The organism is Celeribacter marinus (assembly GCF_965656515.1).
In the GTDB taxonomy this organism is placed as follows: domain Bacteria; phylum Pseudomonadota; class Alphaproteobacteria; order Rhodobacterales; family Rhodobacteraceae; genus Celeribacter; species Celeribacter marinus_D.
In genome coordinates, this window is record NZ_CBFHKW010000061.1 from 1 (window position 1) to 15,470 (window position 15,470).

Here is a 15,470-nt window from a genome sequence, read left to right on the forward strand (position 1 = left end):
AGAGCTATGCGGGCGCACACGCACGTAAATGGCGATGCAGATCACATAGCCGAGAGCGGCCAAAATGCCGGGGACAAAGGCCGCGACAAACAGTTTGGCGATATTTTCCTCGGCGAGCATGGCATAGACCACCAAAATGACCGAGGGCGGGATGAGAATACCGAGCGTGCCACCCGCCGCCAATGCGCCCGTGGCCAAACGCCCCGTATAGCCATATTTGCGCAACTCGGGCAGAGCGACTTTGCCCATTGTTGCCGCCGTGGCCAAGGACGATCCACAGATCGCACCAAACCCCGCGCAAGCGCCGATCGCGGCCATTGCTACGCCGCCCTTGCGGTGACCGAGCCATGTTTCGGAGGCTTTGAACAGCGCGGCCGACATGCCGCCCAAAGTCGCAAAATGCCCCATGAGCAAGAACAGCGGGATGATGGAAAACGAATAGGATGAGAACTCGCCGTACACGAGGTGTTTGAGTTGGCTCATCACCATGACTGTGTTGCCGTTCAAAAGATAGGCCCCACCAAATCCGACCGTGAACATGGCGACCCCGATCGGAATGCGCAAAAAGATCAGGAGCAAGAGCACGGGAAAGGACCATAGCCCGATTTCAAAACGGCTCATCCTAAATCTCCTTGTTCAAAAGCGCGCGCCCCGAACGGATCACACAAAAAAGTGCGACAATCACACCGACTCCACAGGCGATCATGGCGGCGCGGTAGCCCCAAACAATTGGAATTTGGAGGATGAAACTGGTCTCGCCATACGATCCCTTGTCGAGCATCCCCAAATAGAGCCGCCATGCGACGAGCGCCGTAAATACGGCCATGAACAGATCGCCAATGAGATCGAGCACGCGGTTTATCTTTGGGCCGAACACGCGGTGCAACATGTCAACACGCGCATGGGTGCGTGCAAATTGCGCATAGGGTAGGGCGGAAAACACCGCAAACCCGATGCCGAACTCGACCAGTTCGATATCGCCCGCAATAGCCCGTAGGCCGACAAAATCGAGCGCCCTCCCGATGACGGAGACACAGGTCAAAACGATGACCGCAAAAAGCGCCACACCCCCCAGAACTGCGGTCAAGCGCGCAAGGCTGCCCACCGATTTTTCAATACGCCAATACATACCCGCCCCCTTATACCGCCCTTCCTTTACGCCAATGGCGCGGGACGTCTCAATCAAAAAGACCGCAAAGCTTGCGCGTTGCGGTCCTCTTTGATCAATAAATGGTCACATCACGATGCTTAAAGTGTGACCCATGCCCCGTCTCGGGCGGAACTGTCGATACAGGCTTTGATAAATCGCATCCCTGTTAGGCCGTCCTCGATACCCGGTGCGTGACCGGATGTGCCGCCGCTTCGGATCAGGTCGGCGGCTTCTTTGTAGATCGTGGCAAAGCCTTCGAGGTATCCTTCGGGGTGACCCGGTGGCACGCGCAGCGCTTGCGCCGAGCCGATTTTTTGCGCACCGCCCCGTGTCAGGATTTGCTTTGGCTCGCCAAACGGGGTGAAGCTCATCACGTTGGGGTTCTCTTGGTGCCATTCCAATCCTGCCTTGTCGCCGTAGATGCGCAATGACAGCCCGTTTTCATTGCCCACGGCCACTTGGGACGCCCACAACGTGCCTTTTGCGCCGCCCTTGAAGCGGAACCGACATTCGACGTTATCGTCCACCGCGCGCCCCGCGACAAAGGCGGTCAAATCCGCCGACATGGTGTCGACCTCCAGCCCAGTGACGTAGGAGGCAAGGTTGAACGCGTGCGTGCCGATATCACCGACGCACCCGCCCGCGCCCGAGCGTTTGGGATCGGTGCGCCATGCAGCCTGTTTGTTGTCGGGATCTGCGGGTTCGGTCAGCCAATCTTGGATGTATTCGACCGCGACGAGGCGCAGCGTGCCAAGAGCGCCACTTTGAACCATTTCACGCGCCTGACGCATCAGGGGATAGCCCGTGTAGTTGTGCGTCAAGATGAACTGCTTGCCGGACTTGGCCACGGCGTCCGCGATTTTTTGAGCATCTTCAAGGGTATGGGCGAGGGGCTTATCACAGATCACATTGATCCCCGCCTCCAAAAACGCGATGGCGGGACCGGCGTGCATGTGGTTGGGGGTGACGATGGCCACGGCGTCGATCCCATCCGCACGCGCGGCCTCGGCGCTGGCCATTTCGGCGTAGGAGCCATAGGAGCGATCTGCCTCAATCCCCAGATCAGCGGCCGAAAGTGCGGCGCGTTCGGGGTCTGACGACAACGCGCCCGCGACCAGTTCCCATTCGCCGTCGATGCGGCTTGCGATGCGGTGAACGCCGCCGATGAACGCGCCGCGCCCACCGCCGACCATGCCGAGTTTCAGTTTCTTATGCATGTGGAAATCTCCCCTAGAGACCGAGCATACGGTTGATTTGTGCTTTGTCCGCCGCGCCACCCGCGAAATCGTCAAAGGTTTTGTCGGTCAGCTCGATGATGTGGCTGGCGATGAACGGCGCGCCCTCTGCGGCCCCTTGTTCGGGCGATTTCAGGCAGCATTCCCATTCCAGAACCGCCCATGAATCGTAGCCGTATTGTGCCAGTTTGGAGAAAATACCCGAGAAATCGACCTGACCATCGCCAAGACTGCGAAAGCGGCCCGCGCGGTTGGTCCAGCTTTGATAACCCGAATAAACGCCTTGGCGCCCATCGGGGTTAAACTCGGCGTCCTTGACGTGGTAGGCGCAAATGCGGTCGTGATAGAGATCGATAAACGCAAGGTAATCAAGCTGTTGCAGCAAGAAGTGCGAGGGATCGTAGTTGATTTGTGCGCGCGCGTGCCCGCCCAGTGCATCCACAAACATCTCGAATGTCGCGCCGTCGAATACATCCTCACCGGGGTGAATTTCATAACCGACATTGACGCCGTGATCATCATAGACATCGAGGATCGGTTTCCAACGCCGTGCCAATTCGGCAAAGGCTTCCTCAACCAGACCAGCGGGGCGCTGTGGCCATGGGTACAGGTAAGGGAAGGCGAGCGAGCCTGTAAAGGACACGGAGTTATCAAGGCCAAGTTTGCGCGAAATAGCCGCTACTTTGGTCACTTGATCGACGGCCCATGCTTGGCGGGCTTTGGGGTTGCCGTGCAGGTGCGCGGGGGCAAAGGCGTCGAATGCCTCGTCATAGACGGGGTTTACGGCGACCAATTGACCCTGCAAGTGGGTGGACAATTCGGTGATCTCAACGCCCGCATCGGCGCAGATGCCTTTGATCTCATCGCAGTAGGTGTCGCTCTCATAGGCCTTGTCCACATCGAACAGGCGGCCATCAAAGGTCGGGATTTGCACGCCCTTATACCCAAGGCCCGCAGCCCATTTGGTGATGTTTTCCAATGTGTTAAACGGCGGCTCATCTCCTGCAAACTGTGCGAGGAAAAGGGCGGGGCCTTTCATTGTCGATGCCATGGTCACTCCAGTGTTGGTTAAATGTGAATGGATAGTTACGGGTCTGTTGGTCTCTAAGCGGGCTTTGCCGCAACGAGTGGATCGTTAAAGGTTGGGACGGCAAGCTCTTGCACGGGGGCGCGGCTGGGGTGCTCAATCGCTTGCAGGGCGGCGCGTGCAAGGGAGGCACCCGTGGCGCCGACATCTTCGGATACCACCAGAACCTGAGAGCGAAAGATATTCAGGAATGTGGTGGCTTCTTTGGAGAAAACGTCAAAATCATCGCCAAGGACGCGTCCCACGGCTTCTGCACCGCCGATGGCGGCCACGGTGGCATTGGTCGAGCCACACAAAATTGCGTCGATTTCAGGGTGCGCGTTGAGAGCCGCCCGCACGGATGTTTCCACATCCTTAATGCTGCTGTCTGTTGTGACATCTTGGAGCACAAGGCGGGTCAGTCCCAATCGCTCGCTTGCGGCTTTGGTGCCGTCTAGAATTTCTTTGCCGTAGAAATGATAGGGAGGGGGGGCCACAACCAACACACATCTGCGGCCGCGGCGCGCCAATGCCTCAATGCCCAGTTCGGCAAACGTGCGATTGTCAAAGTCGCAGTACGGGTGGGACGTGGACCAATTGGTTTGGCCATGGGTGACAAATGGAAATCCCTTTTTCATCAGGTACGCCACGCGCGGATCCTCAGGTTCGGTTTGATTGAGGATAATTGCATCGGCCGATCCGGTTTCGACCACGTAGCGCACGGGGCGCATCGGATCTTCGTCAGGGAAAAACGGCGTCACAATGAGATGGTAAGGTGTATTGCGCAAACCGCCCGCAATCGATGACAGCAAACGCGCGGTGTGGTTCATAATGTCATGCTCGGTCGACACGATCAGCGATATTACGTTTGTTTTGCCCGTCCGAAGGCGCACACCCGCACGGTTGGGTAGGTAATCAATGCGATCGGCACATTCGCGCACACGTCTTTTGGTGTCCGCCGAGATGTCGGGCGCATCATTGAGCGCGCGGCTAACCGTGGCGACCGCTAGACCTGTGATCCGCGAAATCGTTTTGAGTGTCGGGCGTTCGCCCGGCATGAGATCGTCATCGAGCGGTGGCGTATCGGTCATCGGCGTCCTCCCTGATTCGAGCGATTTTGACCTGTTTTGGCCCTGTCCTCGAAAGATGATTCTCCCAAATCATCCAATTTTTTGCCCTCATTTTGCATCTCAAAGTTACCGCTAACAGCAATAATATGTGGACTGAGGACATTTTTTAATAATTTTTCTTGTCTCACCAAATTTGGCTGACATACTCACACTATAGGGTCGCATTGATCGCATTTCTAGCGCGTTTGCGAAATCTATAACGTTTCAGGCGCGCCTGTAACGTTTACGTAATCTAGGGAGGACGACACGAATGAAACTTGTAAAAACGCTTTTGGGCGCAACTGCGATCACTGCTGCTGCATCCGCCGCGTATGCCACTGACCTCGAAGTCACACACTGGTGGACCTCAGGTGGGGAAGCTGCAGCTGTTGCACAATTTGCCAAAGCATTTAACGAAAAAACCGATCACAACTGGGTTGATGGTGCGATTGCAGGTGGCGGCTCTACCGCGCGTCCGATCATGATCTCGCGCATCCTTGGCGGTGATCCCATGGGCGCCACACAGTTCAACCACGGCCGTCAGGCACAAGAGTTGATCGAAGCGGGCCTTATGCTCGATTTGACTGACGTTGCCGAAGCCGAAGGTTGGAAAGACGTGATCCACCCCGCATCGCTGCTCGATAGCTGTACACTCGATGGTCGCATCTACTGCGTTCCTGTGAACATCCACTCGTGGCAGTGGCTATGGCTCAACAATGCTGCATTTACGGACAATGGCATGGACGTTCCAACAAACTGGGACGAATACGTCGCGGCGATGCCCGCACTTGACGAGGCTGGTATCGTTCCGCTGGCAATGGGTGGTCAGCCTTGGCAGTCTTCGGGCGCATTCGGCGTGATGGCGATTGCATTGGCCGGTCCGGAAGCATGGCTCGCCGTGAACAAAGACAAAAACGCGGACGTTGCGGGTGGTGAAGCCTATGCAAAAGTGTTCGAAGCGGCAGCAGCAGCACGTGAGTATTCCAAGAATACCAACGTTCAGGACTGGAACCTCGCAACGGCGATGGTGATCGAAGGTAAAGCCGGCGGTCAGATCATGGGTGACTGGGCGCAGGGCGAATTCGCCGTGGCGCAAAAGGTTGCGGGTGTCGACTACACCTGTCTTCCGGGTCTGGGTATGAACGAGCTGATCGATACGGCGGGCGATGCGTTCTACTTCCCCAAGAACGACGATGCCGAGATCGAAGCGGCGCAAAAAGAACTGGCGTCTTTGATGCTGTCCAAAGAGGTTCAGGTTGCGTTTAATCTCAACAAAGGCTCACTCCCCGTACGTGGTGACGTTGATCTGTCCGCCGCAAACGATTGTATGAAAAAAGGTCTGAAAATTCTCGCAGATGGCAACACAATGCCGTCCGGCGACATGCTTCTTTCGCCTGACACCTCCGGTCAGATCGAAGACCTGATGACCCAGTTCTGGTCATCCGACATTACCGCAGCCGATGCGCAAGCAGCCTATGCTGCGATCATCGCTGAAGCTGAGTAAGTCGTAAATTGACCCGACCGAACATGGCTTTGGTCGGGTCTTTTTTCGTCCGCAAAGACGTTTTGGCGTTCATGCGCGGGCAGGAGAGGGGAATTCTAAAATGGCTGTAACTGACACGGGACAAATCGGGGCGGGGCGCGATTTTGCCAAGCGCCCAGTGAGTTTGTTCAGGAATATCAACGCCAAGATTGCGACGTTGCCTATGATTTTAACGGCGACCGTGATCTTTGTGGGCTGTTCGATCTGGACCATTGTCCATTCGTTCACAAACTCCAAACTATTGCCGAAACTCAATTTTGTAGGATTGGATCAATACGAGCGTCTTTGGGGATCGGCTCGTTGGTTGGTTTCGGTCAAAAACCTAATGATATTCGGGGTTTGTAGTCTCATTGCAACCTTTGTCATCGCCTTTATTCTTGCGGCCCTTTTGGACCGGAAAATTCGGTTCGAAGACGGGTTTCGCACAATTTTCCTTTATCCTTTTGCGCTGTCTTTCATCGTGACGGGCCTCGTGTGGCAGTGGATTTTGAACCCAGAGTTCGGGTTGCAATCCATCGTGCGCGGGCTTGGATGGGAGAGTTTCAACTTTGATCCGCTCTACAACCCCGATATCGTAATTTTCGGCATCCTGATTGCAGGCCTATGGCAAGGCACGGGGTTGATCATGTGCATCATGCTTGCGGGTCTGCGCGGTATTGACGAGGACATCTGGAAGGCTGCGAAAGTCGACGGGATTTCAACGGTCAAAACCTACCTGTTGATCATTATTCCGATGATGAAGCCGGTGTTTGTAACCTCGCTTGTGCTTGTCTCCGCAGGGATCATCAAAGTCTACGATCTCGTTGTGGCCCAAACCTCTGGCGGTCCCGGTATTTCGTCCGAAGTGCCCGCAAAATATGTCTACGACACACTGTTTTTGCGCCAAAACCTCGCCCAAGGCTTCGCCGCCTCGACCATGATGTTGGCGATGGTTGTCGTGGTCCTCATTCCCTATGTCTACCTTCAGTACGGGGGCAAGAAAGATGGTTGATATGTCCAATTCCGCCCCGAACCGTATGGTGAACGGCCCGTCTGGCCCCAAACCCAAACGCGCGTTCACGCCGTCAAACCTGATCGTTTATGGCACGTTGATTGTGTTCTCGATCTACTACCTTTTGCCGCTCTATGTGATGTTGATGACATCCCTGAAAGACATGGCCGAAGTGCGTGCGGGCAACATCTTTTCACCACCCAACGATCTGACGTTCCAACCGTGGATCAAGGCATGGTCGCAAGCCTGCACAGGGATCAATTGTGATGGTTTGAGCCGTGGCTTTGGCAACTCCGTGCGCATCTTGATCCCCTCGTTGATCATTTCCGTTGCCGTGGCCTCGGTGTCTGGCTATGCGCTTTCGTTTTGGCGGTTTAAAGGCTCCGAAGTGTTCTTTAACGTGTTGATCATTGGCGCATTCATTCCCTACCAGATCATGCTGTACCCGATTGTGATCATCCTGCGTGAAATGGGCATTTACGGCACGTTGGGCGGGTTGGTTATGGTGCACACGATCTTTGGTATGCCGATTAACACTCTGTTATTTCGCAATTATTTTGCATCTGTCCCCGTGGAGCTGTTCAAGGCGGCGCGTGTGGATGGCGCAGGATTTTGGCAGATTTTCTTTCGGATTATGTTGCCGATGTCCTTGCCGATCTTCGTGGTCTCCATGATCATTCAGGTGACAGGTATCTGGAACGATTTCTTGTTTGGTGTGGTCTATACCAAGCCCGCGATCTATCCGATGACCGTGCAACTCAATAACATCGTGAACTCGGTGCAGGGTGTGAAAGAGTACAACGTCAATATGGCGGCGACCCTTCTCACCGGCCTCGTTCCCCTCATCATCTACTTTGTTTCCGGCAAACTGTTCGTTCGCGGCATCGCCGCCGGCGCCGTGAAAGGCTAAGCTCATGACAACTCAAATTGATACCGACAACGTCTCTGTCTCTATCCGCAATCTCGATCTGAATTTTGGCGCGGTCAAAGTGCTCAAAAACCTGGATCTCGACATTGAAAAAGGCGAGTTTCTGGTGCTCCTCGGCTCGTCGGGCTGTGGGAAATCGACCTTGCTCAATTGCATCGCCGGTTTACTCGAAGTGTCGGGTGGCCAGATCCACATTGGCGGTAAAAACGTCACGTGGGCGGAGCCGTCCGAGCGTGGTATTGGCATGGTGTTCCAATCCTATGCGCTCTACCCGCAAATGACCGTGCGCGGGAACCTGTCGTTCGGATTGAAGAACGCAAAAATGCCAAAGGCCGAGATCGAGAAGCGCGTTGCTCGGGCGGCGGAAATCCTTCAGATGGAGGCGCTTTTGGACCGCAAACCCGGTGCCTTGTCGGGGGGGCAACGTCAACGTGTGGCCATCGGTCGGGCATTGGTGCGCGATGTTGATGTGTTCTTGTTCGATGAGCCGTTGTCCAACTTGGATGCAAAATTGCGCACGGATCTGCGCGTGGAGTTGAAACAACTTCACCAACGCCTTGAGAACACGATGATTTACGTGACCCACGATCAGATCGAGGCCATGACCCTTGCGGACCGCATCGCGATTATGAAGGGCGGCTTGATCATGCAGCTCGACACACCGCATGGGATTTATGACAAGCCGATCAACAAATATGTGGCTGATTTCATCGGCTCGCCCGCGATGAACTTTTTCGAGGGCAATGTTGACAGTGGTGTGTTCAAGGCCGGTGACCTGACGATTGATCTCAAGGGCTACGAGTTTACCCCTGCGGGCAAAACGGGTGGGCCGGCGTGGTTCGGCATTCGTCCCGAACATGTCTATATCGACCAAGACATGCCGGTGATGATTGACGTGAAAGCGGAGATTGTCGAACCGATGGGCGCCGATACGCTTGTGTGGTCGCATGTGGCGGGTGAGCCGTTCCGTATCCGTCTGGATGGTCAGGCCAAGGTGAAGACGGGTGATATGTTGCGCGTCGGGTTTGATCCCGCTCGTGCGTCCATGTTCGACAAAGTGACCGAAGAGCGCCTGTAGCCAATCTGATACCAACACGGGCGCGGACGGGATCACCCTGTCCGTGCCGACACTATGAGAGAGCAGGACGCCGTATGTGTGCGGATCGGCTCTTTTGATCTGTTTTGCGGCGGATGGTCCGACACGTTGGACCACGCTGATCTCAAAGGAGCGATGGCGATGCGCCTCACACAGAATTGGACGTTTCACGATGACACGGGTGCGTATAGCGTACCTGTCAGTGTGCCCTTTGATAGCGTGTCTGCCTTGTATGATGCGGGCAAAATTGACGATCCGTATTGGGGCCGCAACGAGTATGATCTGCGTTGGATTTCTGAACGTAAATGGGCGGCCAAGCGTCAGTTTGAGGTGACCGATACCAATATCGAACTGGTGGCCGCGGGGCTCGACGGTGTGGTCGATGTGGTCGTCAATGGCACCACGGTTTTGAATGCTGACAACAGCTTTCGCACCTACCGCGTTGATCTGTCCGAGGTGGCCAAAATTGGCACTAATGACATCGAATTGCAGTTTCGTTCTGTGGTGGCCGAAGGGGCCGCGCGTCAGGCGGCTCAGACGTTCCATATCCCCGGAATTTCGGATCGCAACGATGGTCAGGTGCCGATTGCGAACGGCAATATGTTGCGCAAGGCGCAATGCGATTTTGGGTGGGATTGGAATATCGCGCTTGCGCCGTTCGGTGTGACCGGAGCGTTGGAAATTTGCGCCAAGACGCAGGCGCGCCTTGACCATTTGCACATCGCCCAAGAGCACCACGATATCGAGAGCGATAGTGTGACGGTGATTGTGACCGCGCATATCGCGGGCGATGCGGAGGGGGACACGGTCGAGATGTCGTTTGGCGGCCGCACCCGCGAGGCGCAGGTCAAAGGTCGCGTCGCACAAGCCAAGTTCTTTATTGAGGCGCCCGAGTTTTGGTGGCCCGCAGGTCAAGGTATGCAACCGCTTTACGATCTCGAAGTGCGGATGCGTGATGAGGTGATGGAGCGCCGTGTCGGGCTCCGCCATATCGAATTGGTCGTCCAAGAGGATGACGCGGGCACATCGTTCAAATTCAAGGTGAACGGGCGTGAGGTCTTTGCCAAAGGGGCCAACTGGATCCCCGCCGATGCCCTGTCGGGGCGCATTGACCGCGAGGAGGTCCGTGATCTGCTGCAATCCGCCGTGGATGCCAACATGAACATGATCCGCATTTGGGGCGGTGGTCGCTATGAGCCGACATGGTTCTATGATATGTGCGACGAGATGGGTCTGATGATCTGGCAGGACTTTATGTTCTCGTGCAATCTCTACCCCGCCGATGAGGCGTTTTTGGCCAATGTCGAGGCGGAGGTGCGTGAAAATGTACGCCGGATGCATCATCACGCCTGTATGGCGCTGTGGTGTGGCGACAATGAATTGCTTGGTGCGTTGACGTGGTTTGATGAAAGCAAAGCCAACCGCGACCGCTATCTGGTGATGTATGACCGCCTCAACCGAACGTTGGAGAAGGCCCTCAAAGACGAAGATCCAAACGCGATTTGGTGGCCGTCCTCGCCCTCTCCGGGGTATTTCAATTTTGGGGATGGGTGGCACGACGACACGTCTGGCGACATGCATTTCTGGTCGGTCTGGCACGAAAACCGCGATTTCGAGCATTACCGCGATATCAAACCGCGTTTTTGTTCCGAATTCGGATTTCAATCCTACCCCTCAAACCGCATCATCGAGACGTTCACGGACGCAAAGGACCGCAACATCGCTGCACCTGTGTTCGAGAGCCATCAAAAGAACGCCGGTGGCAACGAACGGATTGCGGCCACGATGTTCCGCTATTTCCGTTTTCCCGTCGATTTCCCGAACTTTGTGTATCTCTCACAGGTGCAACAAGGTCTCGCGATCAAGACGGCTGTGACCTACTGGCGCTCACTCAAACCGCACTGTATGGGCGCGCTCGTGTGGCAGCTCAACGACACATGGCCGGTGTGCTCATGGTCCTCGCTCGATTACGGCGGCGGGTGGAAATTGCTGCATCACATGACGCAGAAATTCTATGCGCCGGTGAGCGTGGTGGTGAACCCCGAGAACGGCAAAGACCACTTTAAGGTGGTCAACGATACGGGCGAGAACGTTGATATAACTGTGCAAATCGCGGCCGTGAACATGCACGGCGTGGTGCGTCCCTTGGCCGACGCAACCCTTTCGGCATGGGCGAGCAAGGCGCTTGATCTGGTGTCACTGGATCACGGAACGCTCAATGACGACGAGATTTACGTGTTCACATGGCAGGCTGGCGTAGGCGAGGATGCGGTAACGGGTGGCGATATCTATGCGCCCAAAGCGTGGAAAACCTATGACCTCGTTAACCCCGAAATTGCCCATACCATTGTTGAGGTGGACGGCGTTTATGAGATCACGTTGCGCGCGCAGGCGCTTGGCTTGTTCGTCGCGGTTGAGGCCTCGACGCAAGGGCGGATGTCCAACAACGCGTTTGCGATGTTGCCGAACCAAGAGGTCAAGGTCACGTTCGTTCCGCAACACGCTGATGAGCAACCACAATTCACAATTCGTGACCTTTACACTGCCACCTATGGAGCCGAGATATGAAGCGTTCAATCGTCAATGAAATCATCGCAGAGAGCGACAAATTCATGCGCTCGTTCGGGTTCGTGATGCCGCCCTTTGCCTACCTCAATCCAACGGGTCTGAAATCTTACATTGCGGACGGCGGCACGATGGTGCGCGATCATATGTTGGGCTGGGACATCACCGATTATGGTCAGGGCAACTACGAGGATTTGGGGCTCCTTTTGTTCACCGTGCGCAACGGCTCTGACGCCAATGTGGCACGCGGCATGGGGATGTTATACGCTGAAAAGCTATTGATTTCGAAAGAAAATCAAATCAGCCCGATGCACCATCACACGTTCAAAACCGAGGATATCATCAACCGTGGTGGCGCCTCTTTGGTGTTGGAATTGTTCACGCGGGCCGAGGATGGATCGTGCCATCCCACTGCGCCTGTCGAGGTGCTCACGGACGGGCGCAAACGGACGTTAAAGGCGGGTGAACACCTCAAGCTGGAGCCGGGGGAAAGTGTGACCCTTGAGCCGTGGCATTGGCATGCGTTTTGGGGCGAGGGTGGGCCTGTGTTGATTGGCGAGGTGAGCAACGTCAACGACGACCGCACAGACAATATTTTCCGCGAACCAATCGGACGGTTTGCGGCCATCGACGAGGATACGGACCCCGTGCATTTGCTGGTGTCCGATTATGACAAATGGCTCGCGTGAGACGCGACATAGGAGAGATACAATGACCGATTTTTCATACCAACTTTATTCATCGCGCAATTGGGGCAACGACGAGACGCTCGATATGATTGGCGCTCTTGGCTATGCGCAGTGCGAGGGCTACGGCGCGTTTTACAACGAGTTGGACCAATTGGACGCGCTCAAGGCGCGCTTGGCCAAAAACGGCTTGCAGATGAAATCAGGCCACTTTGCCCTTGATATGGTCGAGAATGACCCTGCGCGTGTGCTTCAAATCTGTGAAGAGTTGAACATTGAACACGTCTATGTGCCGTACCTTATGCCCGACGAGCGGCCAACCGATGCCGATGGATGGCGCGCGTTTGGTGTGCGCTTGGCCAAGGCCGGTGAGCCGATCAAGGCAGCGGGTCTGGTGTTTGGCTGGCACAACCACGACTTTGAATTTGTGGCCCTGCCAACGGGTGAATTGCCTGAGGATTTGATCCTTGAGGGTGGTGATCACATCAATATCGAACTGGATATTGCGTGGGTTGTGCGCGGCGGTGCGGACCCGATTGCGACCGTGAAAAAATACGGCAAACGCATTACCGCCGTCCACGTCAAAGACCTCGCACCTACGGGTGAAAAAGAGGACGAGGGCGGGTGGGCCGATGCGGGCACAGGAACGATGGACTGGCCTGCAATCTGGGCCGCGATCCAAGAGTTCACCGCGGCAGATGTGTTTGTGATGGAGCATGACAACCCATCCGATCACGCGCGCTTTGCCAAAACTGCAATCACCAACGCCGCCGCGTTTTAAGCACGGCATCAGGGAGAATATCACATGACACAACTCGGCGTTGGCATCATTGGATGCGGCAATATTTCCAAGGCATATCTGGACCTTGCGCCCAACTTCAAAGCGATCGAAGTGCGCGCGGTGGCCGATATCAACATGGAGGCCGCTCACGGGCGCGCCTCAGAATACGAGGGCGTTCGGGCCGAAACGGTCGATGCGCTTTTGGCCGCAAGCGACATTGATCTGATCATCAATCTCACCATTCCTGCGGCACATTTCGAGGTGACGAAACGCATTTTGGACGCGGGCAAACACGCCTATTCCGAAAAGCCCTATGTGCTCACACTCGCTGAAGGCGAAGAGTTGCGGGCGCTGTCAGAGGCCAAGGGTTTGCGCGTGGGGTCTGCGCCTGACACGTTCATGGGCGGCGCACATCAGATGGTGCGCGAGATTATCGATAGCGGCAAAGTCGGCACAATCACCTCTGGCACCTGTCACTTTATGGGCGCGGGCATGGAAATGTGGCATCCAAACCCTGACTTTTTCTTTCAACCGGGGGGTGGTCCCGTGCTCGACATGGGGCCGTATTATGTGACCAACCTTGTGCAGCTTTTGGGACCGGTGAGCCGTGTGGCAGCCTTGTCCAACAAAGGCCGAGCAACCCGCACCATCACCACCGATTGCCCGCGCAAGGGCGAGGTGTTGGACGTGGTTGTTGATACCAATTTCCACGCGCTGTTGCAGTTTGAAAGCGGGGCCGCCATCACCGTGTCGCTGTCATGGGATGTGTTTGCGCATGAGCATCAAAACATGGAGCTTTACGGCACTGAAGGCGCAATTTTTGTCCCCGATCCGAACTTCTTTGGTGGCAAGGTGCGTATGGCTGGCACGGACCAAGAGGTCAAAGACGTGCCTCTATGGGAGCATCCGTTTTCTGTCACCAACATGGTGGACGGGCAGGGCAATGATCGTGCCAACTACCGCACGGCGGGCGTGGCCGACATGGCACAAGCCATCGTGGAGGGGCGTCCGCATCGCTGCTCTTTGGAACTTGCGACCCACGCGATTGATGTGCTGACATCTATCATGAAATCGGGCGAAACGGGCCAGTTTGTGGACATTTCCACAACCTGTGAGCGTCCCGCAGCGGTCACACCCGACGAGGCGCGCGCACTCATGGGCTAAGCCCACCACTTGTGCGCAAAGAGCGGTGGAAAACCGCGTTCGTGTGCACCAAGTTAAGGGCAAAGCAAACAACGGACACCCCCGTTTGGCGGGTGTCCCAACCACTCTTGGAGGAGTCGCCATGAAACCTTATGTCCCATCTGACACCCGTTACGACAAAATGGTGTATCGCCGCTGTGGCAAATCGGGGTTAAAACTGCCCGCGATCTCGCTCGGCCTGTGGCACAACTTTGGTGGCGATACGCCCCATAATACCAAGCGCGAGATTTTGCGCACGGCGTTCAATCACGGCATCACCCATTTCGATCTGGCCAACAACTACGGCCCGCCCCCCGGATCCGCGGAATTTGCGTTCGGGTCTATCCTTAAGGAAGATTTCGCAGGCCTGCGTGACGAGATGATCATCTCGTCCAAAGCAGGCTATCACATGTGGGACGGCCCTTACGGTGAGTGGGGCAGCCGCAAATATCTGATGGCGTCTATCGACCAATCTTTGACCCGTATGGGTCTGGATTATGTCGATATTTTCTATTCGCACCGCTTTGACCCCGATACGCCCTTGGAAGAAACCATGGGCGCGCTCGATAGCATCGTGCGTCAGGGCAAGGCGCTTTATGTCGGGATTTCGAGCTACAATTCCGACCGCACCCGCGAGGCCGTGCGCATTCTAAACGAGCTTGGCACGCCCTGCGTGATCCATCAGCCGAGCTACAACATGCTCAACCGTTGGGTCGAACATGACGGCCTAAAGGACACGCTGCACGAGTTGGGTGTCGGCTCCATCGCCTTTACACCACTGGCGCAGGGAATGCTGACAAACAAGTACCTCAAAGGCGTGCCAGAGGGATCGCGCGCGACCCAAGGCAAATCGCTCAAGCCAGAGTTTATCTCTGACCGTGCGGTAGAGAACCTGAACAAACTCAATGAGATCGCCGAAAATCGCGGCCAGACATTGGCGCAAATGGCCATTGCATGGGTGTTGCGTGATGGCGGAATTACCACCGCGCTGATCGGAGCGTCCAAACCGTCCCAAGTGACGGATTGCGTTGGCGCAATCGGCAATCTGGAGTTTTCGGCCGAGGAGCTCAAACTCATTGACGACTACGCCGATGAGGAAAAAATCAACCTTTGGGCCAAGTCGTCCGAATAAAGCGGA

General features: G+C 55.8%; 14 protein-coding genes. 9 read left to right on the forward strand and 5 right to left on the reverse strand.

The features are described 5' to 3' along the window. The 5 genes from ACTG34_RS11745 to ACTG34_RS11765 form a co-directional block, all read right to left on the reverse strand. The coding region (locus ACTG34_RS11745) for a TRAP transporter large permease subunit (protein WP_439105089.1) at window positions 1-621 on the reverse strand (621 nt) is incomplete at its 3' end. A gap of 1 nt (window position 622) precedes the next feature. Next, window positions 623-1,129 carry a TRAP transporter small permease gene (locus tag ACTG34_RS11750; protein ID WP_439105090.1) on the reverse strand — a complete coding sequence of 169 codons (507 nt, stop codon included), beginning with the start codon at window positions 1,127-1,129 and terminating at the stop codon, window positions 623-625. 119 nt (window positions 1,130-1,248) lie between these two features. Further along, window positions 1,249-2,367 carry a Gfo/Idh/MocA family protein gene (locus ACTG34_RS11755; protein ID WP_439105091.1) on the reverse strand — a complete coding sequence of 373 codons (1,119 nt, stop codon included), beginning with the start codon at window positions 2,365-2,367 and terminating at the stop codon, window positions 1,249-1,251. A gap of 13 nt (window positions 2,368-2,380) precedes the next feature. Further along, window positions 2,381-3,436: a sugar phosphate isomerase/epimerase family protein gene (locus tag ACTG34_RS11760; protein WP_342842592.1), complete on the reverse strand. Its 1,056-nt coding sequence runs from the start codon at window positions 3,434-3,436 to the stop codon at window positions 2,381-2,383. Window positions 3,437-3,489: 53 nt separating this feature from the next. Further along, window positions 3,490-4,542, reverse strand: a complete 1,053-nt coding sequence (locus tag ACTG34_RS11765) for a LacI family transcriptional regulator (RefSeq protein WP_439105092.1) — start codon at window positions 4,540-4,542, stop codon at window positions 3,490-3,492. Window positions 4,543-4,831: 289 nt separating this feature from the next. Between ACTG34_RS11765 and ACTG34_RS11770 the strand changes: the two genes are divergently transcribed. The 9 genes from ACTG34_RS11770 (at window position 4,832) to mgrA (ending at window position 15,464) form a co-directional block, all read left to right on the forward strand. Next, the gene (locus ACTG34_RS11770; RefSeq protein ID WP_439105093.1) at window positions 4,832-6,064 is read left to right on the forward strand and encodes an ABC transporter substrate-binding protein; all 1,233 of its coding nucleotides are present in this window, start codon (window positions 4,832-4,834) and stop codon (window positions 6,062-6,064) included. Window positions 6,065-6,164: 100 nt separating this feature from the next. Further along, window positions 6,165-7,094 carry a carbohydrate ABC transporter permease gene (locus ACTG34_RS11775; protein ID WP_439105094.1) on the forward strand — a complete coding sequence of 310 codons (930 nt, stop codon included), beginning with the start codon at window positions 6,165-6,167 and terminating at the stop codon, window positions 7,092-7,094. Continuing rightward, on the forward strand, window positions 7,087-8,004 hold the full coding sequence (locus tag ACTG34_RS11780; protein WP_439105095.1) for a carbohydrate ABC transporter permease: 918 nt from the start codon (window positions 7,087-7,089) through the stop codon (window positions 8,002-8,004). The genes ACTG34_RS11775 and ACTG34_RS11780 overlap by 8 nt, the downstream gene beginning before the upstream one ends. 4 nt (window positions 8,005-8,008) lie before the next feature. Then, a complete protein-coding gene (locus ACTG34_RS11785; protein WP_439105096.1) occupies window positions 8,009-9,100 on the forward strand; it encodes an ABC transporter ATP-binding protein in 1,092 nt (363 codons plus the stop codon). A gap of 54 nt (window positions 9,101-9,154) precedes the next feature. Then, window positions 9,155-11,686, forward strand: coding sequence for a beta-mannosidase (locus tag ACTG34_RS11790; RefSeq protein WP_439105097.1), 2,532 nt, complete (start codon window positions 9,155-9,157; stop codon window positions 11,684-11,686). Then, window positions 11,683-12,372 (forward strand): D-lyxose/D-mannose family sugar isomerase, encoded by a 690-nt coding sequence (locus ACTG34_RS11795; RefSeq protein WP_439105098.1) that lies wholly within the window; start codon window positions 11,683-11,685, stop codon window positions 12,370-12,372. The genes ACTG34_RS11790 and ACTG34_RS11795 overlap by 4 nt, the downstream gene beginning before the upstream one ends. A gap of 22 nt (window positions 12,373-12,394) precedes the next feature. Beyond that, a complete protein-coding gene (locus tag ACTG34_RS11800; protein WP_439105099.1) occupies window positions 12,395-13,150 on the forward strand; it encodes a sugar phosphate isomerase/epimerase family protein in 756 nt (251 codons plus the stop codon). 24 nt (window positions 13,151-13,174) lie between these two features. Then, on the forward strand, window positions 13,175-14,314 hold the full coding sequence (locus ACTG34_RS11805) for a Gfo/Idh/MocA family protein (protein ID WP_439105100.1): 1,140 nt from the start codon (window positions 13,175-13,177) through the stop codon (window positions 14,312-14,314). A 121-nt stretch (window positions 14,315-14,435) separates the two neighbouring features. Further along, window positions 14,436-15,464, forward strand: a complete 1,029-nt coding sequence (mgrA, locus tag ACTG34_RS11810) for an L-glyceraldehyde 3-phosphate reductase (protein ID WP_439105101.1) — start codon at window positions 14,436-14,438, stop codon at window positions 15,462-15,464. Window positions 15,465-15,470 lie beyond the last annotated feature (6 nt).